General features: G+C 62.4%; 16 protein-coding genes. 1 reads left to right on the top strand and 15 read right to left on the bottom strand.

Annotated elements, in window-relative coordinates:
- Positions 1–290: 290 nt before the first annotated feature.
- Both ACIOVD_RS24720 and ACIOVD_RS24715 read right to left on the bottom strand, forming a co-directional pair.
- Entirely contained in the window at positions 291–686 is a 396-nt protein-coding gene (locus ACIOVD_RS24720; protein WP_159993879.1) for a DUF4440 domain-containing protein, read from the bottom strand.
- Complete coding sequence (locus ACIOVD_RS24715; RefSeq protein WP_401130749.1) at positions 686–1,921, bottom strand: MFS transporter; 1,236 nt, start codon at positions 1,919–1,921, stop codon at positions 686–688. The genes ACIOVD_RS24720 and ACIOVD_RS24715 overlap by 1 nt, the downstream gene beginning before the upstream one ends.
- Positions 1,922–2,031: 110 nt before the next feature.
- Between ACIOVD_RS24715 and ACIOVD_RS24710 the strand changes: the two genes are divergently transcribed.
- Entirely contained in the window at positions 2,032–2,913 is an 882-nt protein-coding gene (locus ACIOVD_RS24710; protein WP_401130747.1) for a LysR family transcriptional regulator, read from the top strand.
- A gap of 107 nt (positions 2,914–3,020) precedes the next feature.
- Here ACIOVD_RS24710 and ACIOVD_RS24705 read toward each other — a convergent pair whose 3' ends face one another.
- The 13 genes from ACIOVD_RS24705 to alg8 form a co-directional block, all read right to left on the bottom strand.
- Positions 3,021–3,845, bottom strand: a complete 825-nt coding sequence (locus ACIOVD_RS24705) for an SDR family oxidoreductase (RefSeq protein WP_159993883.1) — start codon at positions 3,843–3,845, stop codon at positions 3,021–3,023.
- A gap of 35 nt (positions 3,846–3,880) precedes the next feature.
- Complete coding sequence (locus ACIOVD_RS24700; protein ID WP_159993885.1) at positions 3,881–4,345, bottom strand: multidrug transporter; 465 nt, start codon at positions 4,343–4,345, stop codon at positions 3,881–3,883.
- Between the two features lie 151 nt (positions 4,346–4,496).
- Complete coding sequence (locus ACIOVD_RS24695) at positions 4,497–5,948, bottom strand: mannose-1-phosphate guanylyltransferase/mannose-6-phosphate isomerase (protein WP_095171920.1); 1,452 nt, start codon at positions 5,946–5,948, stop codon at positions 4,497–4,499.
- Between the two features lie 225 nt (positions 5,949–6,173).
- On the bottom strand, positions 6,174–6,827 hold the full coding sequence (locus ACIOVD_RS24690) for an alginate O-acetyltransferase AlgF (RefSeq protein ID WP_095171922.1): 654 nt from the start codon (positions 6,825–6,827) through the stop codon (positions 6,174–6,176).
- 14 nt (positions 6,828–6,841) lie between these two features.
- Entirely contained in the window at positions 6,842–8,017 is a 1,176-nt protein-coding gene (locus tag ACIOVD_RS24685; RefSeq protein ID WP_401130744.1) for an alginate O-acetyltransferase, read from the bottom strand.
- Positions 8,018–8,028: 11 nt separating this feature from the next.
- Positions 8,029–9,507, bottom strand: a complete 1,479-nt coding sequence (locus ACIOVD_RS24680; RefSeq protein ID WP_401130742.1) for an MBOAT family O-acyltransferase — start codon at positions 9,505–9,507, stop codon at positions 8,029–8,031.
- Positions 9,508–9,701: 194 nt separating this feature from the next.
- The gene (locus ACIOVD_RS24675) at positions 9,702–10,823 is read right to left on the bottom strand and encodes a mannuronate-specific alginate lyase (RefSeq protein WP_320333697.1); all 1,122 of its coding nucleotides are present in this window, start codon (positions 10,821–10,823) and stop codon (positions 9,702–9,704) included.
- Between the two features lie 8 nt (positions 10,824–10,831).
- The gene (locus ACIOVD_RS24670; RefSeq protein ID WP_095171929.1) at positions 10,832–12,280 is read right to left on the bottom strand and encodes an alginate O-acetyltransferase; all 1,449 of its coding nucleotides are present in this window, start codon (positions 12,278–12,280) and stop codon (positions 10,832–10,834) included.
- Positions 12,281–12,291: 11 nt separating this feature from the next.
- Complete coding sequence (gene algG, locus ACIOVD_RS24665; RefSeq protein WP_320333698.1) at positions 12,292–13,872, bottom strand: mannuronan 5-epimerase AlgG; 1,581 nt, start codon at positions 13,870–13,872, stop codon at positions 12,292–12,294.
- Between the two features lie 26 nt (positions 13,873–13,898).
- Positions 13,899–15,386: an alginate export family protein gene (locus tag ACIOVD_RS24660; RefSeq protein WP_401130739.1), complete on the bottom strand. Its 1,488-nt coding sequence runs from the start codon at positions 15,384–15,386 to the stop codon at positions 13,899–13,901.
- Positions 15,383–16,768 carry an alginate biosynthesis TPR repeat lipoprotein AlgK gene (algK, locus tag ACIOVD_RS24655; RefSeq protein ID WP_194240663.1) on the bottom strand — a complete coding sequence of 462 codons (1,386 nt, stop codon included), beginning with the start codon at positions 16,766–16,768 and terminating at the stop codon, positions 15,383–15,385. The genes ACIOVD_RS24660 and algK overlap by 4 nt, the downstream gene beginning before the upstream one ends.
- Positions 16,769–16,933: 165 nt before the next feature.
- Entirely contained in the window at positions 16,934–18,103 is a 1,170-nt protein-coding gene (locus tag ACIOVD_RS24650) for a PilZ domain-containing protein (protein WP_401130737.1), read from the bottom strand.
- Positions 18,104–18,138: 35 nt separating this feature from the next.
- Positions 18,139–19,620 carry a mannuronan synthase gene (gene alg8, locus ACIOVD_RS24645; protein WP_095171938.1) on the bottom strand — a complete coding sequence of 494 codons (1,482 nt, stop codon included), beginning with the start codon at positions 19,618–19,620 and terminating at the stop codon, positions 18,139–18,141.
- Positions 19,621–19,680: the final 60 nt, after the last annotated feature.

The raw sequence follows: 19,680 nt of genomic DNA, 5'->3' as shown, positions 1-19,680 counted from the left end.
CGGCGGCCCACGGATTCAAGCCGGAGTGAGGGCACACCGAGCCCAAGCGAGGTGCCGAGTGGTGGGGCAAGAGCCTTTTGCTTACTTTTGGGCTCTCAAAAGTGAGCCGCTGTAAAAGCGGAACCATAGGTGGCCGTTACCGCAGAAATGGATATGTACCCCGCCTAATCCAACACGCCAGAAGCCCAGAGGCCGCCACGGTAGCAAGCTCCTCCCTCGCCACAGGCCGCTACAAAGTTGGGTAGATACCTATGGATATCGCAGGCTCGACAGCTGCTACAGGCACCTCGTCATTGGCAGAAGGTTTCGTGCAAATGCCGCCACAGCAATTTGCCTGACGGCAGTTTCTCGATCACCACCGTGGCCCGGCGATCGTTGAGGACGCCGCTGGCATCCGACTGCAACTCGCGGTAGCTGAGGGTCGCGCCTTGGGCATGCTGGTCGAGCCCGCGCATGTCGCTCAAGTCGATGCGCAGCCCCGGACGCGCACCGCCCAGGGTTTCGAACAGTTGCTGCAAGGCGGCAATGTCCAGGCTGTTGCCATTGGGGGCAATCATCGAGAACTGCGGGGAGAAGCGCGCCAGCAAGCGCTCCAGTACCCCCCGATCGGGCGTGCCGGCGAACCATTGTTCGATGTTGGCGAGGGTCTGGGTGACTTCAGTAAAATAATCGCGATAGTCGTTCATCAGGTTTTTTCCAGGAGTGGGTGGGCGGTGACGAGCGCTTTCACGCCCGATGAATCAAAGCGCAATACGGCCCACAGCGGTACCAGCGAGAGCAGTGCGGCAGCCAGGAAACAGCGTTCGAAGGCATACGCCGAGTGCGGGCCGAGGACGCTGAGCAAGCCACTTAGCACGGCGCCGCCGAGGCAGAAACTCAGTTGCCGATTGATGTTCCACAGGGCGCTGGCGTGGTTCATGCGCGCGGGAAGAATGTCGATAAAGGCCAGGGTCTGCGCGCAACTGCTGCACAGGCTGCCACCCAGGCCCATCAAGGCATAAGCCAGCACCGGCAGCCAGCCTTGTGGTTGCTCGATCAGCACCAGCAGGCCAATGCCCAGGCTTTGCAGGAGGGCGCCGACCACCAGCAATGGCTTGGGACCCCAGCGGTTGAAACCCCGTTTGCCGACGGCAATCGCCAGTGCCGAGCCCAGCGCCCAAGGCAGCATCAGGGCGCCGATCTGCGCGTTACCCCAACCCTGTTGGTGCAGGTACAACACGGCAATCAGACTGGTGCCGATGAACACGCCGGGGATCAACAGGTAGACCCACATGGCCAGCCGCAAGGACGGGCTGTGCAACAACTGCAGGTCAAGCAAGGCCGAGAGTGTGCCCGCGCCATACTGGGCGCGCTGCACGACCCGCGGCGGATCGGCCTGCAACCAGCAAGTCGCGAGTACCAGGGCCAGCAGGGTCAGTGGCAGATTGAGGTAGAACACCCAGCGCCACGACAGCGCTTGCACGATCAGCCCACCCGCGGCCGGCGACAACGCGGGGACCAGCAACGCGACCGACATTACCCAGGTGGTCAGTTGGGCCCGTTGTTGCGCCGGGAATTGGCGAAACGCCAAGGCCTGGCCGAGGGGGATCAACAGGCCTCCGCTGAGCCCTTGCAGCAGTCGCCAGCCGATCAGCGCTTCAATCGAGTCGGCACCGGCCACCAGCAGTGAGGCGCCGCCGAACAGCAGCAGTGAAGCGAGGATCAACCGCCGCTCGCCGAACCGCGCCGCCAGCCACACACTCAATGGAATGATCAAGGTCAGGCCGAGCATGTAGGCGTTGCTGATCCACGCCAGTTGGGTCACCGAGGCGTGCAATTGCTGCGCGATGTCGGGGTAGGCAATGCTGGCGACGAACATGTTCATCAGGTCGAGGGCAAACCCCAGCAGATACACCAATGCGACTTTCCAGCGATAGGCCATGACGACTTCCCGGTCAAAGAGACGGGCAGGGTAGTGCGCTGCAAGTGCTAGAGAAACACTGGTTTGCCTGCTAGTTTGTCAAAATTATTTTGACAAGGAATGCCCTCACCATGGTCAGCCTGGACCGTTTTGATACCTTCAAGGCCGTCGTCGAGGCCGGCTCATTGACCGCAGCGGCCGATCTGCTGGGGCAGACCCGGGCGGTGGTCAGCTTCAATCTCAAGCGTCTGGAAGCCGAGTTGGGGGTAACTCTACTGACCCGCAGCACCCGGCAACTGGCGCTGACCGATGCCGGTGAGCGTTTTTATCTGCGCTGCCTGCGCACCCTGGATGAAGCGCGCCTGGCGATCGAGGAGGCGCGCTCCGAGCACACCCAGCTCAAGGGCACGCTGCGAATCACCACCACCCTGGAATTTGCCCTGGCCCAGGTGGTGGGCGCGCTGGAGGTGTTTCGCCAGGAGCATCCGCAGTTGAACATTCACTTGTCGACGTCCTCGACCCATGCCGACCTGATTTCCGAACGGTTTGACGTGGCGATTCGTCTGGGGCGGATGCACGACTCCAACCTGCGCGCCGTGCAGTTGTCGACCTTCGAGATTTACCCGGTGGCGACGCGCACGCTGCTCGAACGCCACGGGCCAGTGATCCGCCTGGCCGAGCTGGAGGCACTGCCGACCCTGGGGCACGGCCGGGTGCCCGAGTTGACGGTCACGGACCCCGCAGGCACTGAGCATGTCTATCAACCGCTGCCTGGGAAAACCGCAATCATCGCCGACAACTCGGCCACCCTGCGGGCATTTGCCCTGACCGGGCAGGGGGTGGCGATTTTGCCTGAATGGCTGGTTGCCGAGGATCTGCAGCAGGGTCGATTGCAACGCTTGTTGCCCGATCACCGGTTTGCCCTGCAGGGGGTGTATGCCTTGTACCCGGACACCCGGCACTTGCCGCTGAAAGTGCGGGCGTTTATTGATTTCATGAAGGATTGGAGCTGAGGTTGGCGGGTACCTGTTCGGACGCCATCGCGGGCAAGCCCTGCTCCGACACCTCTCCTGTGGGAGCGGGCGCCCGCTTGCGGCTTGCCCGCGATGCTTTTCGAGCTTCAGAGCTGCCCGCGCAAGCCAAACCGCTTCATCAACACCGACTCCAGCAAGCCCTTGGGCAGCAACCCCGCCAACAGTGGCAGGGCGCGGCTGCCGTTGCCCAGGCGCAGCAGGCGCGGTGGTCGGTCTTGCTGCACGGCCTTGAGCAGGTCGGCGGCGAACTCGCTGGCGGCGGTCGGCTTGTCCTGGGACGCCTTGGCCCGCGCCCGAATACCTTCGCGCAGCGGCCACCAAGGTGACTGTTGGTTGAGCAACTGTTCGGCCTCAGCCCCGGCATTTTTCGCAAAGCTGGAAGCAATCGCCCCCGGCTGCACTTCCAGCACCCGAATGCCGAACGGTGCCAGCTCCATGCGCAGCGCGTCGCTCAAGGCATGTACCGCGGCCTTGGAGGCGCAGTAGGCGCCGGCAAACGGGGTGACCAGCACCCCGGACACGCTGCCGATATTCACCACCAGGCCCTTGTTGTGGCGCAACAGCGGGAACAGCGCACGGGTGACGCCGACCAGGGCGAACACGTTGGTTTCGAACTGGCGCTGCATGGCCGGCACCCCGCCATCGAGCAACGGCCCCATGGCGCCATAGCCGGCATTGTTGATCAATACATCCAGGCCGCCATGCTGCTGGTTGATCTGTTCGCTCAGTTGCTCGAGTGCCGGGCCATCGTTGACGTCCAACTGCACGGCGGTGAAACCGGCGGCGGCGAGGGTCGTCACATCCTCAGCCTTGCGCGCAGTGGCCCAGACTTGGTAACCGGCCTGTTTGAACACATCGGCCAGGGCGCGGCCGATGCCACTGGAACAACCGGTGATTAACGCGATGGGCATGGCGCGATCCTTGTGCAATCAGCAGAGAAGGGGATTCAGTCGGAGAAGCTACCTTGTAAACGCTCGGCACGAAACTCCAGCGTTTGTGGACGATAGCCAGGGCGCAGCGGCGGCATCGGCAGGCAGTCTTGCCAGTTGGCCCCGGCCTGCAATTCACCTGGGCCGCGGTAGCGCGGTGCGGCGTATTGATTGTCCGCCAGGTTGACCGTATCGCCCGGTGCATAGGCGCCGATCCGCCACCGCAATTCGGTCAGCGGCACAGCGTTGCCGTTGTTCATTTTCAGCAGCAACGGCCGGTCCGCCGGGCACTGCTCGGGGGCGTAGCTGATGCGCAACTCCAGGCGTGCCAGTTGCTTGACCTCGCGGTTGTCCAGCCATACCACCCAGATAGCCACCAAGCCCAATCCAAGCGCCGCCGCCAATGACACCGGCAAGGCCTTGGCCGGATAACGCAACAACAGAATCAACCAGGTGATGACCAACAGAACGCCGATGAACATGGAGCAAACCTCGCAAGCGGGAAACAGCATCCTACCTAAGCGTAGGGGAGGTTGGCGACCAGGCTGGCTGGGGATGCAAAAAAGCCCCCGCCCAACCTACTGCGGATAGGGGACGCAGTCGGCTGGACGGAGGCTGGTTTGTTGCCCGTGATTATTGCGCGATAGTTTTCACCGACACCCCACGCTCAAGCGGGGTGGAGCGTCCGTAGATATCCTCGAACCGCTCGATATCGTCCTCGCCCAGGTAGCTGCCCGATTGCACCTCGATGATCTCCAGCGCGATCTTGCCCGGGTTGCGCAGGCGATGCACCGAGGCGATCGGAATGTAGGTCGACTGGTTCTCGGTCAACAGGAACACGTTTTCATCGCAGGTCACCTCGGCGGTGCCGCTGACCACGATCCAGTGTTCGGCGCGGTGATGGTGCATCTGCAGCGACAGGCAGGCGCCCGGCTTGACCGAGATGTGCTTGACCTGGAAACGCCCGCCCATGTCCACCGAGTCGTAGGAACCCCATGGGCGGTAGACCTCGCAGTGGTTCTGGGTTTCGCTGCGGCCCTGTTCGTTGAGGGTGTTGACCATCTGCTTGACGCCTTGGACCTTGTCCTTGTGGGCGATCATCATCGCGTCCTTGGTCTCGACCACGACGATGTTGTCCAGGCCGATCACCGACACCAGTTTGCCGTTGCCGTGGATCATGCAGTTGCGGCTGTCCTGGATCACCACGTCGCCCTTGCTGACGTTGCCGTTGCTGTCTTTCTCGTGCACGTCCCACAACGACGACCAGCACCCGACATCGCTCCAGCCGGCGGTCAGCGGCACCACGCAGGCGCGCTGGGTTTTTTCCATCACCGCGTAGTCGATGGAGTTGTCCGGGCAGCAGGCGAAGGTGGCTTCGTCGAGGGTCAGGGTGTCGGCATCCTGCTCACTGCGTTCAAGGGTCAGCAGGCAGGTGTCGTAGATGTCCGGGTCGTGCTTTTTCAGCTCTTCGAGGAAACGACTGGCGCGGAACAGGAACATGCCGCTGTTCCAGAAGTAGCCCCCGGCCTGGACGAACTCGGTGGCGCGCTTGACGTCGGGTTTTTCGACGAAGTGCGAAACCCGGCTGACGCCTTCGGGCAGCAGCGCATCGTTGCAGGACTTGATGTAGCCATAGCCGGTTTCAGGTTTAGTGGCCGGCACGCCGAACAGCACCATCTCACCGCGCTCGGCGGCCACGGTGGCCAGGGCCAGGGCGCGTTGCAGGGCTTTCTGGTCTTCGAGCACGTGGTCGGCCGGCAGCACCAGCATCAACTCGTCGCGACCTTCGTTGAGCAGCATCATCGCGGTCAGCGCCACGGCCGGTGCGGTGTTGCGCCCGAAGGGCTCCATGAGGATGCGCTGGGCCTCCAGCTTGCGGTTGCTCAGTTGCTCGTTGACGATGAAACGGTGGTCCTTGTTGCAGACCACGATCGGTGTGTCCATGCCATCGAACACCAGGCGCTCGAGGGTCTGCTGGAACAGCGTGTGTTCACCGGTCAGGGCGAGGAACTGCTTGGGGAACTGTTTACGCGAAAGCGGCCAGAGACGTGAACCGCTACCACCTGACAAGATCACTGGAATCATGGTGTTACTCCTCGAAAATCGTTTGGATAGAGCTACGAACGCTGTGTCGTTTCACTCTTGTTCTTGTTCCGTGTCCGGATTGACGCCTCGGTCCTCTGTAGGAGCGAGCCTGCTCGCGATGGTCGTCAACGAAAACGCGTGCTGTCTGGATAACGCGTTGTCCTGACGTTTTTCGCGAGCAGGCTCGCTCCTACAGGGGGGACATATGCCAGTCCGGAAAATTTGTTAGCGCGTCGACACCGGGCGTTTCACCCAGACGGGCGACAGGCTGCTGCCGTTGCCGGTGACGTACAGCACCGCGGCTTCACCGCGTTCCAGGGCGACGGGCTTGAGGTCGCCGACTTTTTTCTCGCCGTCGTACAGCGCCAGGCTGACTTTCACCGGATTGATCTCGCGCTCGCCACGACCCTTGGCGGCGACGGTCTTGACCACTTCGGTCTTGCCATCGGCAGTCTTCAGGGTCAGGGGCTTGTCGGTGAGGTTCTGCACCCGTACCAGGGACTTCTGCTTGTTCTTGAACGGCGGTTCTTCGATCAGTTGCGGCTGGCCACTGGCGTTGTTGACCAGGGTGTAATAGTGATCGGCGGCCAGCTTCACCGGCAGGGTCTGGCTGCCGACCTTGGCGCTGTAGTCGCCGCCAGGCATGAAGCTGAAGTCACTGCTGGCCAAAGGCGCGACTTCGCTCAGGTTGGTGCTGCCGACCGTAGCGCTGACTTCGGCGTTGCTGGCGTTGTAGATGCGCACGAAGCTCGAGCCCTTTGGTGCGACGGGACCGTAGAGGGCGGCATCGCCGGCGAACGCCGACATCGACAGCATGCTCATGCCGGCAACGAGGGCGAAGGTCTTGGCGAGACGACGAGGATTGGAAGTGCAAGTCATGGGAGTTACCTCTTTCAGTTTTGCGCCCGGTCGGGCGTCTCGGATTGAGTGTTTGCGGCTACGTTCTGTTGGCGCGCACCGGCTTGTTTGAGTTCCGCGACCCACTGCGGGTCGGCGTCGCCGATTTCGTTGTTCACGGGCAGATAACGTTCAGGAAACTCCCAGATCAGCACCTGGGGCGGGCTGTTCTTGAAGTCGTCACTTTTCAGGTAGCTGAGCATCGGCAGGATCGGCCCGTGGCCGTCCTCGGCGTAACTCACCACGTCGCTGTTCAGCGCTTGCTTGAGCGCACCGACAAAATTCCAGCTGGGGTTGGCGCTGTAGCTGGTGCCGATCAGGGCCACCGGCACTTCGCTGTTGGCGAACAGCGCGTCGTCACCGGCAGGCTGGTCGACAGCTGCCACGGTGTTGCGCTTTTGCAGCGACTCTTGCGCCGGCATCAGGTTTTCGAACAGCGGGTCCAGCGGCAGGAATAGACGCAGGTCGCCCTTGTGGGTGATCTTTTCCGCGGGTTCAGTGATGAAACGCTGTGGCTCGCCACTCAGCGGGTACTTGTCGGCAATGGTTTTAGCCAGACGGTTGGCGGCGATCTCGGCGCCTTCCGGGGTCCAGTGGGTGTCGGTGCGCAGGAACACTTGCTGGCCCTTCTGCTTGGCCGCTTGCAGCGGGCCGAGCAGGTCCGGGGCCGGGATTCGGTCGGCGGCCAGGCGCTGGTGGAAGTCCTGGTAGAGGTTGGCGTGGATGCTCGCCGGCTTGACCTCGCCCAGGTGTTCCGGGTACAGGCGCACCTTGGCTGGCACCACCGCCATCACCAGTTGCACGCCGCGCGCCTTGAGGGTCTGGCGCACGCCCTCGACCAGCGCGTAGTTGCCTTGCAGGTTCAGCTCTTCGTTGACGATCGGGTTGAACTCTTCATCGCTGTACAGCCACTGATCGCGGCCGAGCACCACGCCCGGACGGCCTTCGTTGAACAGCTTGAAGTCCAGCGCGGCCCACAGGTTGGTGCCCAGGCGCTTGATCGGGAACTGCTCGTCGTAGTGGGTTTCCACGGCCTTGCTCCAGCGACCGTTGAGCACGGTCGCCTCGGCGTTGGTGCTGAAGCCGAAGAAGCTGCGTACCGACCACAGGCCCAGGACCATCAGGGTCACCAGGAACAGGGCGATGTAGAACACGCGTAATGAGCGGGTCATGGTCAGATCCCTCAGAACTGGAAGTAAAGGAACGGCGAGAAGCTTTGCGCCGAGAGTTTCAGGATGGAGGCGAGGAACAGCAGCAGGACCAGGGCGCGCATGGCGTAGCGTGGCCATACCGCCACCGTGCCACCCGCCAGCACCAGGGCATCGGCGCCGGACGCCATGTTGGCCGTTGTGCCGTGAGGGGCTGCCGGGCGGTTGCGGTAGAAGTCCCGCAGGCCAAAGAAGGCCAGGGTCGCGTAGGCCACCACCAGGGTTGCCACTTGCAGGCCGGTGAGGCTGGCGCGGTTGAGCTCCGACAGCGACCAGTCGCTGAAGCTGAACATGGCGCCGTACATCCGCCCGGCGACATGCAGGTTTTCAGCGCGGAAGATCACCCAGCCCATCACCACCAGCAGGAAAGTCAGGGCCCAGCGGATCGGGTTGAAGCTGTGCGGCGAGGTGTTGAGACCGATGGCTTTCTCGATCGCCAGCCACATGCCGTGCCAGGCCCCCCAGACGATGTAGGTGATGTTGGCGCCATGCCACAGGCCACCGAGCAACATGGTCAGGAACAGGTTGCGGTAGGTGGTCAGGGTGCCTTTGCGATTGCCGCCCAGGGTGATGTACAGGTAGTCGCGCAGCCAGGTCGACAGGCTGATGTGCCAGCGCCGCCAGAACTCGGTGATCGACTGGCTGATGTACGGTTGCTTGAAGTTTTCCATGAAGCGGAAACCCATCATCAAGCCCAGGCCGATGGCCATGTCGCTGTAGCCGGAGAAGTCGAAGTACAGCTGCGCGGTGTACGCCAGGGCCCCGAGCCAGGCGTCGCCGGTGGTTGGGTTCTGCAGGGCGAAACAATGGTCGGCGACCACCGCCAGGGTGTCGGCGATGAACACTTTCTTGATGAAACCCTGCATGAACCGCGTGCAGCCCTCGGAGAACTTATCGAGGGTGTGGGTGCGGTGGTTGAACTGGTCGGCGAGGTCGCGAAAACGCAGCACGGGACCGGCGATCAGGTGCGGGAAGATCGCCACGAACGCCGCGAAGTCGATCAGGTTGCGGGTCGCCGGAGTGTCGCCACGGTAGACGTCGATGATGTAGCTGATGGACTCGAAGATGTAGAACGAGATCCCGATCGGCAACAGCACGTGGGTCAGGATGAATGGCTCAAGCCCTACCGAGGTCATCATGGCGTTGATGCTGTCGACGCCGAAGTTGGCGTACTTGAAGTAGCCGAGGATGCACAGGTCCACGCCCACGCCCAGCAGCAGCCAGCGTTGGGCCGGCTTGGTGCGCACGCCGGCGGCACCGACCTTGAGGCCGATCCAGTAGTTCCACAGCGTGACGGCGGCGAACAGCGCGAGGAAGTCCACTCGCCACCAGGCATAGAACACGTAGCTGGCGATCAACAGCAGCAGGTTGCGATAGCGTTGCCCGCTCAGGTAGTACAAGCCGAGGAAGATCGGCAAGAACAAAAACAGGAACACGTTGGATGAAAATACCATCCCGATCTCTCCTAGTTGAACTCACATTCAAGGGCCAACGGCCCCCCCAAACCCCCCGGTCGAAATTTGGAGGGCATACATCTTCACTGTGGGAGCGGGCTTGCCCGCGATATCGGTCTGACACATCACCAATGTTGTCGACTGATCCACCGCTATCGCGGGCAAGCCCGCTCCCACAAGGTTTCGTGTTGGTCTTAAGAGCCTTTGCCCTTCTCATGGCTCGGGTCGTAGACCCTGGTCAGGTCACCCCCCAGGCGGAAGGTCTTGAACGGTTGCATCTCGCGCTTCTTCTCCAGCACATCCGGCGTGCAGGTGTAGAGCGAGCAGTAGGGTTCGAGCCAGGCGAATTTCGAGTCGACTTTAAGGTCGGTCATGTCCTGCTCCTGGCCGTTCTTGTCCTCGAACTCGTCCGGGTCCTTGACCCCGGCGAGTACCCGGTCGCCCAGGCGCTTGAGCGCGCCCTGGTTTTCCTGGCGCAGGTCGACACCGTTGACCTGGGCGAAGCTGGCGATCATCGCCAGCGGCGGCAAGGCGTAGTTGTGGTAGGCCAGTGCCCGCTGTTGGCGCTTGAGTTCGTTGGGCAGGAAACCTTCGGCGTCGACCTGGTTGGCAGCGACCTTGAATTCCTTGACGGACCAGTCGAACAGATCGCGGCGGTTGGTCGCGACGGCAGTGGCCATCACCGACCAGGCGGCCCAGTACGAGTGGTTGTTGGTTTTTTCCAGCGGCAGGTTGTCCCAGTCGCTGACGACCTGGTCGGCCATTCGGCTGAACCAGGCCTCGATCTGTTGCGCTTGCTGTTGGTGAGTCGCCAGCGGCTGGGAGCTGGAGAACTTCAGGCGGATGTAGGCCGAGGCCATGCTGCCCAGCGCCCATTTGCGCATCGACTTGCCGGTATGGTTGAAGTCCTTGGACATCAAGGCATCGGCGCTGGCCCAGGCGCTCAACTGGTTGAGCGTGCATTCGAGCTGTTGCGCACGACCGTCGCGCATGAACTGCATCACCTGTTTGCTGGTGCCCCGTTCGATGCGAGTGATGTCGGCGGTGGCGTCGCGAAAGGCTTTTTCCGATTGCACGTTGAGGGTCGAGCGAGCCTTGTCGGAGCCTTCGTATTTGCTGCGAAATTGCAGCGCGCCGGTGTAGGGCGTTGGCGTGGCGTCGCAATTGCTCTTGCTGTCGCCAGTCTTGAATTTCTCCACCGGGGCCAGATAGCCCTGGGGCGGACGCAGCGGCGCGGCGGCCTGCGTGACGCCGGCGAACAGCGCCAGGCTGAGCAGGGCGGGCGCCAAACGGCTGTGCAGTTTTCGGTTGTGCATGGCAGACCTCATTGCCCGACCTGGGCGGTACGTTGCCCAGCGCTCGGGAATACGTTGCGTTTGCAGATTTTCGCTTCGACTTTCTGTGGCGCAGCACCCGCTTGCGGGCCCTGGACTTCAACGGCCAGCAGGTTCTGCGTGGCCCAGTCTTCGTCGGTGCGCAGTTCAAAGGCGAAACGACCGTCGGTGTCGGAGGTTTCCGGTTTGTCGATCTTGATGTCCTCGTGGCGACCGTTCATGTACCAGAGGGTGGCTTGCAGGGTTTTCACCGAAGGGTCGGCGAAGCGGATGTCGATCTGATGGCTGCTGTTGCGCAGGTCCATGTTCTTGCTGTTGACCATCAACTCGTTCTTGCCCGGCTTGAGGGTCGAGTTGCTGCTCAGGAGCGCGTCCTTGCCTTCGCAGCCGTTATCGAGCAGGGCCATCATCTGGCGGTAGATGGTTTCCTGGTCCAGGCGATACAGCGGCGAGAACTCCCAGATGAGGATCTTCGGCGGGGTTTTCTGGAACTCCTCGCTGCCCAGGTACTGCAGCATCGAACCTTCCAGGCCACCGCCGGGGAAGGCAACGTTGAGGATGTCGGCGCCGATGGCCTCTTCCAGGAAACCGGCGAAGTTGTAGTTCTTGCCGCTGTGGCTGGTGCCGACCAGGGTGATCTGTGGGTTGCCGGCATCGCTGAAGAGGTCACCGTCCGCCGCCTCGCCCTTGGGCTCGGTGGTGAACTGGTCCATGTACTGGATGGCGTAGCTGGTGCCGCACAGTTGCCCGGCCATGTTATGCAGGGTACCGGTCTTGCCCATGCGCCCAGACTTCTTGGTCTCGAATTCACGCTTGGGAATGTCGGCGAATTCGGGCAGGTGCTTGACCTTCTCGGCGACGATTTTCGCCGTGCGCTGGGCGCCATAAGGGGTCCAGTGCTGGTCACCGCGGAAGTAGAAATCATGCGCGGGCAGGGTCTCGGGCAGCGCTTCGTTGGTCAGCGGCGAAAGGTCCGGCACCACGTAGCCCATCTCGGCAAAACGCGCGAGCATGCCCTGGTAGTTTTTCAGCGCCTTGTCGTAATCGAACGCGGCCTTCTCTTGTGGGTTGAGCTTGTTGCGGTTCACCAGGCCACGGGTCGGCTGGTAGACCACCACCAGTTCAATGCCCTTGCTCTTGAAGGCTTCGCGCAGTTGCTTGAGGCGACGAAAGCCTGCCGGCGTGGTGGTGAATTCGGTGCGCAGGTCTTCCTGGGTACGGAACAGCCAATCGCCCTGGGCTTGCACCAGGGTGGTGAAGTTCTGTTGGTAACGCGTGGTGTAGTTTTTCGCGTCATGGGCTTCGGGGCACAGGTTGCAGCACGGCTCGGCACTGAAGTTCGGTGCCTTGGCCGCATCGGCGCTGGCCGCGTCACTGACGCTGAACAGGGCGGCGGCCAGGCCGGTGAGGCTGAGCAGTTTGATCAAGTGGGGTTTCATGAATGTCATCCTCAGTCGCGCATTTCGGTCTGGCGTTCGACGGGGTCGATCAGCACGGCTTTTTGCTGGCGCACCAGCAGGTCGAGGATTTCGTCCTGGCGTTCGCCGAGGATCCCCGAGAAGCTGATGCCACTGGATTTGGTCGGGGCAAGCATCGACACCCGGTACAGCTCGACGCTCAGCGGCGAGTCGATGGACAGCGGTCCGCTGCCGTTGGCGGCCAGCTCACCGCCGACCACGATCAGCGACACCTGGGCGTCGAACGGGTCGAGCTTGATGTCGCGGTCGGTGTCGGAAAGGTCCTTGATGTGGCCGTAGACCCCGGTCAGGCCGTTGGCCATGGCGATGTTTTCGTAGAGGCGGATGTTCACGCTGTTACGAATGCGAATGCCGTGGCGCCGGTTGCTGATCACCTTGTTGCCCCACAGCAGGTTGTCGCCACTCTCGTAGAGGGTGATGCCGTCGGTGTGGTTGCGGTAGATCTCGTTGTAGGCCACCAGGTTGTTGACGCTGTTACGGTCGATCACCAGCCCCGACAGTTTGTTGTCGTAGCTGCGGTTGTTGAAGATGAAGCTGTCGTTGACTTCCCGGGAAATGATGATGCCGTGCTTCTTCTTGGTGCCATGCACGGTGTTGTCGGCAATGATCAGCCCGTGGGAGCGGTCATGGGGGTCGATGCCGTAGACGATGTTGTCTTTGTAGGTGTTGCCCTTGACCACGAAGTCGCGGGTTTCATAGCAGTAGAAGCCGTACCACATGTCCGAGAATTCGGAGTCGATGATCCAGCCGCTCGGTTCCGAACGCTTGAGCACCTTGGCCATGTTCGGCGTGTACTGGGAAATACTCACCCCGTAGGACTTGCTGTTGGCGTAGCCGAAGCTGGCCATCTGGCTGTTGACGATGTAGGTCTGGGTGCCGCCCCAGGCCAGCAGGAACGGGCGGAATTCCTTGGGCGAGCGGAAGGTCGCCGGGCCGTTGGTTGATTCGCGCCAGCCGGTGATTTTGCTGTCGCGCACAAACAGCTGGCCGTCGTTGACCAGGAACGAACCGGCCTCCTCGGACAAACGCAACTCTTGGGTCTGCTTGTCGATATCGAGGATTCCCTTGGCGCCGACCACGATCGGCAAGCGGGCCAGGAACACCCCGGGCGAGGTTTCGCTGAAGTACTGTTTGGGCAGTTTTTTACTCAGGTCCTTGAGGTTGAGGTAACCGTCGTCAATGAAGATCGCCTGGGGGATGCCGTGTTGGCGCACCACCCATTCGGCCATCTTGTTGTCGCCGCCGATGAAGTCCTTCAATGCGTTTTCCTGCATCATCCGCCGCACGCTGACCTTGCCGGCCTTGCTGCGCACGATCTTGGCTTCCACCGCTTGCGCGGTGTAGCCGGACAGGTCGGGCAGCGTCGGTGCCGCCAGTTCCAGGGGCGCCGTCGGCGCACTGCTGACGGTGTAGGTCTTGGCCTGTTGCAGCTCCTTGGCCACGGTCACCGGCTGGCTTTTGCCCACCGGCGCGCCAGGCTCGACGCTGGCGAACGCAGCGTTGCCCGCCAGCAGCAGGGCGGCGGCCAACAGGTTGATCGCAGGGTTGTTCATCCGGGGCACTCCCTTGGCGGCTCGCATCAGAAGCGCCAGATCACGTCGACGAACGCGCGGTGCATGTACGAGTCGACCTGGTTGCCGTAGGCATCGCCGGGCTTGAACACACCGCCACGAAAGCGCACCAGCGCCGCCGGTTCGTCGATCGACTTGCTCAGGCTGGCCGGCAGCAAGCCTTGCTTGAAGTACTTGGTGACCACCAGGTCGACTTCCTGGCCGAGGTCCTTGTTACCGTCTTCCAGCGGCAGCGAGGTGCTCGACAGCAGCGCGCCGGTGACGTCGTCGTAGTTGTTGTCCACGGCATTGATGCCGTTGCTGCCGACCGGCTTGTTGCCGTCGACGCGCCAGAACTTGTGGTAGACCAGGCTGGCGTCGTAGTCGTCCTGGAGCATCCAGGAACCGAACAGGGTGGCGCTCTGCATGTTGTTCATTTCGCCACGGAAAGCCTCGCCAAAACGGTGGACCCGGGCGCGGGTGCCGGTGTAGTTGGAGCGGTTGCTCTGCAGGCCGTTCTGCTCGTAGTCGGCGCTGGAACGGGCGTAGGCGGCACCGACCTGCCACTTCGGATCGAGGCGCAGGCGCACCCCCAGGTCGGTGGCCCAGCCATCGACATCGCCGCTGCGTTTGGCCTCGGCCGGGTGGCTGCCATCGGCGTTGAGCGGGTTGACCGTGTCGCGCTCGCCGGACATGCCGGTGACGCTGGCCCAGTAATTGACCGTATTGGTATTGCGCCAGTTGTAAGCGTCGCTGTTGGCTTCCAGGCCGACCCAGCTCAGGTCGCCATTCTGTTTTTTGTCGCTGGCGTCGCTCGCCTCGCCCGGTGTCGGGTAATCGAGCTTGCCGTCGTCATGGGTGTGATGGGCGCGCAGGCCGACCCATTGCCCCGGTGTCCATTGCGTTGCGATATCGCCGAACACATGCAGGCGGTCCTTGTCCTGAGGGGCCAGTTCGGTGAGGTCGGTGCGGTATTCGCTGAAGCGTTCGGCGATCCCGACGTTGGCTTTCAACAGGGTGGTGTCGAAGGTCCAGTTCAACGCTTCGATGTTGGTGTCGCGCCATTGTCCGTCGTCGTTGCGCAGGCGTTGGCGACCGAACTTGAGAACCTCGCCGGGGTAAGGGGTGAGGCCGCCGTAAGCGACCCAGAACTCGCGCATGGCCAGGTAGTTCTTCTTGCTCTTGCGACCGTCGTCGTTGCTGCCCTGGGTGCCTTCGGTGTCGGACTGCTGCAGGGTGTCGGTCTCGATGATGTCGGTGGAGGTCACGGCCTGGCCCATGGCGTAGGCGCTCCAGTTGCCGCTTTCGCCATAGACCCACGGACGCAGGTCCAGGCCCACGCCGTTGACGTCGCCGCCAGGCGCGGTGCCCAGGTCGCGGTCGTCTTCGGATTGACCGGTGATCTTCACGTCCAGGCCCATGTGCTTGGTATCAGTCATCGCGGCCAGGGTCGGGCAGGACCACAGCAGGGCGAAGCTCAGGCCGATGCCAGCCTTTACAAAGGGATTCAACTTCATAGGGATTCCTCACCATCTTCTTGCAGGGCCTGCACGTTCAAGGGGGTCTGGCTTACGGCGCCACGGATTGCCTGTTCCTGTTGCAACAGGCGTTGCGCCTCGGCCAGTTGCGCGGGCGGCAATTGGGCTTCGAGTGTCTGTGCCAGCTCAGTGGCTTGCGGGGTGTTCTGGGCCTTGGCCAGTTGGCTGAAAACATAGGCGTTGAGCAGGTTGGGCCGGGTGCCCTTGCCTTGGGAGAACAGTTGGGCGATGGCGAAGTCGGCACTGTTCTGGCCATTGCGCGCAGCGGTCAGCAGGTGCTCCAGGGCTTTTTGCGAATAGACCTGGCCCAGGTAGCCCCGGCGGTAGATCTGGCCGAGGTAGTAGTCGGCGGCGACTTCTCGGCCCACGGCTTTCTGGAAGTGGGATTGCGCCTGCTTGGCGTCGGCCGGCACCCACTTGCCGTCGTAGTAGAGTTTGCCCAGCAGCAGTTCGGCCCGTGGCTGGTCGGCCGCGCGGCCGTTTTCCAGGTACTCCATCAGCTTGTCGACATCCCCCAGTTCAGGGAAGTCGTAGAGCAACTGGGCCAGGCTGACCCAGGCGGCGGGGTAGGCGGGGGCGATCTGCTCCAGCATGGTCTGGGCGGTTTTTTCGTCCGGGGTGCCGAGGCTGGCATCCGCCAGGACCCGTGCCACGCTGTCCATGCGCTGGGCCGACACGGTGCCGCGGCTGAAGCCGGCCTGCAGTTGCTTGAGCAGTTCAGCTTGTTGCTCGGGTTGGGCACGTTTCTGATAGACCGTGGCCAATTCGACGTAGCAGATGTCGGTGCTGCTCAGCGCCACTTTGCAGATTTTCTCGATGTCATCCAGGTGCTGGTCGTAGGTGCCCTGGGTGCGATACAGCAGCACCTGGGCCAGGCCGGCTTCCGGGTAACCGGCGCTGCGCCATTGGCTGATCTGCTGCTGCGCGTTCACGTTGGGAAAACTGTGGGGATACTGCAGGTAGAGCATCGCCAGGGGGATCAGGGTATTGCCCTCGCCATTGGCGAAGGCCTTTTTCAGCAGGCCTTCGGCTTCGTGCTGCTCGGCTTCGCTGGAACCCGGCTTGGCCACCAGCAGGCGGCCCAGACGGGCCTGAGCTCGTGGCGAGATTTCGGCGGCAGCCCGGTAAGTGGCTTCGGCGGCCTTGATCTGCGCCGGGTCACGGGTTTCCACCTGCAGGTCGGCCAGGCCAACCTGGGCTTCGCTGTAACCCAGCTCGGCCAGTTGTTGATAGTTCTGCTGCGCCAGCGCGGTGTCGCCACGCTTCAAGGCTTCATTGGCCAGGCGCTGGTCGGGCAGGCCGGCGCAGCCACTGAGGCCGATGGCCAGGGCCAGTGCGCAGAACGCATAACCCTTGTGCAAATAGGCTTTTGTGGGAGCCGGGCTTGCCCGCGATGGGCATGGTTGGGTGTGCCTGGCGGACCGAGGCGTTGCTTTCGCGGGCAAGCCCGCTCCCACAATGGCTCGCTCCCACAGAGGCTGCGGTGTTCTTTGGAATGGGGGCGTGATCACAGGCATGTCCTCCGCTTAAAGACCTTTGGTCATGGCTTTGTCGATCAGCCAGTTGAGGGACGGACCACGGTCGCTGCTGACTTCCACCGGGCGGCCGGCGAAGGTGCTGTCCAGGGGAGCGTCAGGCTTGATCTGCACGCGGATGTCGGAGGACAGGTCGGCGCTGTTGAGGCTGGTGCTGCTGACGATCTTGCCGCTGCGCAGCTCGTCGTCGCCGGCCACCTGGAAGTTCACTGCGGTGCCTGGGCGCACGTCGGCGAACTGGCGATAGGTGAAGCGCGCCTCGACGTTGGCCTGGCTGTTGCGCGGCACCAACTGGAAGATCACATCGCCCTTGCTGGCGTACTGGCCGTCGGCAACCATCTGCTGGGCCACGGTGCAGTCGCAGGGGGAGGTGAGGGTGCCGGTCATCTGCTTGCCGAACAGTTCCTCGACCTTGGCCGGCTGCAACTGGTCTTCGTCCAGATGGCCCTTGAGTACGTCGAGCATGCTGGTGCTGAAGGTCGCCAGGGGCGCGCCCTTGGCGGCCACGCCGTCGGTTTGCACCAGGCTCTGCACCGTGCCATCGCGGGGCATGGTGACGTTCATTCCCGGCACGCTGACCAGGCCCGCCTGGGCATGGCTGACGAAGTACATGCCGTACACCGACTTGAGGATGAAGCCGAACGCCGCCAGGCCAATGACGAAGATCCCGGCGCTGAAGGTCACCGCCCGCAGGCGACCGAAGGCGGTCATGCCGCTGCCACCGTCCTTGAGCTTGCGCGCCTTGGTGAAGTTGTCCCGTTGCAGGGTCGCCAGCACGTCGCCCATGGTCACGATATCGCCAGATAGGTGCGAGGTGATCAGGTGGCGCAAGGTCGAGATGTCCTGGGGTTCCAGGTTCTGGAACTGGCAGCCGACGCGACCGGTCTGGCGGTCGAACGAACGGACCATCAGCTCGACGTCCATGGCCAGGCCAAGGTTGTCGATCAGAAACTGCAGCCGCCCCTTTTTCACCTCACCGACCTTGAACGGGATCTGCCCACCATTGAAGCTCAGGCCACCGGCCGACAGGTCGATCAGGCGCGCCTCCACGGGCGTGCGGTCCGGGCCGAAGAAGCGCAGCTTGGCCGGGATCTTGACTCGGGCGTGTTGGCGTTGGGCTTCGGATTCATGCACTACGTTGACGTTCACGGCGGTATTCATAGGGGCGATTTCCTAGTTAATTCAGGCAAGGCGGGTCAGACCATCAGCAACAGCGCGGCGACAAAAATGCTGCCGGCGGAGAAGGTCATGGTCCGAGACGACCAGGTGTTGAACCAACGTTGAAAGCTGGCCAGGTCACGGGTCAGGGAAGTGGGCTGGCGAGTCCAGGACTGTTGATCGAGGCGGAAGAACACGTAGATCTTCACCAGCGCGCCAACGATCTGGTTGTAATAGAGAATCACCGGGTAGGCCGGGCCGATCCGGTGTCCGGAGCAGGACAGCAGCAGGGTCAGGAGCAGCCGGGTGATGCCGATCCACAGCAGGTACACCAGGATGAAGGCGGTGCCGTACTTGAAGCTGGCGATGATCGCCACGGTCAGGCCCAGCAGTGAGGTCCACATCGACACGCGCTGGTCGAACAGCACCACTGAGGTGAACAGGCCCAGGCGTTTCATCCCCAGGCCCAGGGCCCGGGAGTTCTGCCGCAGGTTGTTGCCGTACCAGCGGAACATCAGCTTGCGACTGGCCTTGATGAAGCTCTTCTCCGGTGGGTGCTCCACGGTGTTGATCGCGGCATCCGGCACGTAGAAAGTGTCGTAGCCCAGGCGCATCAGGCTGAACCAGCTGGATTTGTCGTCACCGGTGAGGAACTTGAAGCGGCCCAGGCGCCAGTGCTGCAGCGAGTCGCTTTCGACATCGGCGATGAAGTCCGGGTTGGTGACCACGGTGGCGCGGAACACCGACATGCGCCCGGTCATGGTCAGCACGCGCTTGGACAGGGCCATCGAGCACATGTTGATGTGGCGCTGGGCGAAACGCAGCTTGTGCCATTCGCTCATGATGTAGCCGCCGCGCACTTCGCAGAATTCGTTGGTGGTCAGGCCGCCGACGTTCTCGAACAGTTGGAACCACGGCACGGTCTTGCGCACGACACCTTCGGCGAGCACGGTGTCGCCATCGATCACGGCGACCACGGCGCGGTTGTCCGGCAGGTGGCGGGAGATGGCGCGAAAACCGTAGGCCAGGCCGTCACGCTTGCCGGTGCCAGGGATGCGCACGAAGTCGAGTTTGACGTGAGCCGGCGGGTTCATTTTTGCCCACAGGCTTTTCACCAGCAGCTCATCGGACATTTCCACGATCGAGCAGACCAGGGTGGTCGGGAAGCCGCACTCGATGGCTTCGCGGATCACCGAGCTGTACACCTGGGCGGTGGTCAACGCGTCGATACGAAAACTGGTGACCATCAGAAATACATGGGACGGGTCCGCCGCGCTGCCCAGTTTGCGTACTTTGCGCCGCAGGTGCGGGTAGACCACGTAGAGAAACAGCATGCCACGCAGAAAGTGCGTGGCACCCATCGAATAGCGCCAGATACCCACGGCGCCAATCAGGAAAATAAAGTCCTTGGACTCTGCGTCAAAGGTGGACGTGGGCAACAGCAAGGCCAGGCCCATCAACAAACATAAAAACAACAGCCAACCGGCGGCCTGGAGTAGGCCGTGTTTTAGCCTGTGCATAATCGCAATCCTAAAGTCAGTTACGAGCTTCGAGCTTCAAGCTGCAAGTGAAGAGCTTTT

This window comes from Pseudomonas sp. NPDC087626 (genome assembly GCF_044743405.1).
GTDB lineage: Bacteria > Pseudomonadota > Gammaproteobacteria > Pseudomonadales > Pseudomonadaceae > Aquipseudomonas.
This window is presented reverse-complemented; position numbering and strand designations above follow the sequence as displayed.

Excerpts from the sequence above, each read along its gene's own strand:
- ACIOVD_RS24720 (WP_159993879.1), bottom strand. The coding sequence starts at position 686 with ATGAACGACTATCGCGATTATTTTACTGAAGTCACCCAGACCCTCGCC.
- ACIOVD_RS24715 (WP_401130749.1), bottom strand. The coding sequence starts at position 1,921 with ATGGCCTATCGCTGGAAAGTCGCATTGGTGTATCTGCTGGGGTTTGCC.
- ACIOVD_RS24710 (WP_401130747.1), top strand. The coding sequence starts at position 2,032 with ATGGTCAGCCTGGACCGTTTTGATACCTTCAAGGCCGTCGTCGAGGCC.
- ACIOVD_RS24705 (WP_159993883.1), bottom strand. The coding sequence starts at position 3,845 with ATGCCCATCGCGTTAATCACCGGTTGTTCCAGTGGCATCGGCCGCGCC.
- ACIOVD_RS24700 (WP_159993885.1), bottom strand. The coding sequence starts at position 4,345 with ATGTTCATCGGCGTTCTGTTGGTCATCACCTGGTTGATTCTGTTGTTG.
- ACIOVD_RS24695 (WP_095171920.1), bottom strand. The coding sequence starts at position 5,948 with ATGATTCCAGTGATCTTGTCAGGTGGTAGCGGTTCACGTCTCTGGCCG.
- ACIOVD_RS24690 (WP_095171922.1), bottom strand. The coding sequence starts at position 6,827 with ATGACTTGCACTTCCAATCCTCGTCGTCTCGCCAAGACCTTCGCCCTC.
- ACIOVD_RS24685 (WP_401130744.1), bottom strand. The coding sequence starts at position 8,017 with ATGACCCGCTCATTACGCGTGTTCTACATCGCCCTGTTCCTGGTGACC.
- ACIOVD_RS24680 (WP_401130742.1), bottom strand. The coding sequence starts at position 9,507 with ATGGTATTTTCATCCAACGTGTTCCTGTTTTTGTTCTTGCCGATCTTC.
- ACIOVD_RS24675 (WP_320333697.1), bottom strand. The coding sequence starts at position 10,823 with ATGCACAACCGAAAACTGCACAGCCGTTTGGCGCCCGCCCTGCTCAGC.
- ACIOVD_RS24670 (WP_095171929.1), bottom strand. The coding sequence starts at position 12,280 with ATGAAACCCCACTTGATCAAACTGCTCAGCCTCACCGGCCTGGCCGCC.
- algG (WP_320333698.1), bottom strand. The coding sequence starts at position 13,872 with ATGAACAACCCTGCGATCAACCTGTTGGCCGCCGCCCTGCTGCTGGCG.
- ACIOVD_RS24660 (WP_401130739.1), bottom strand. The coding sequence starts at position 15,386 with ATGAAGTTGAATCCCTTTGTAAAGGCTGGCATCGGCCTGAGCTTCGCC.
- ACIOVD_RS24650 (WP_401130737.1), bottom strand. The coding sequence starts at position 18,103 with ATGAATACCGCCGTGAACGTCAACGTAGTGCATGAATCCGAAGCCCAA.
- alg8 (WP_095171938.1), bottom strand. The coding sequence starts at position 19,620 with ATGCACAGGCTAAAACACGGCCTACTCCAGGCCGCCGGTTGGCTGTTG.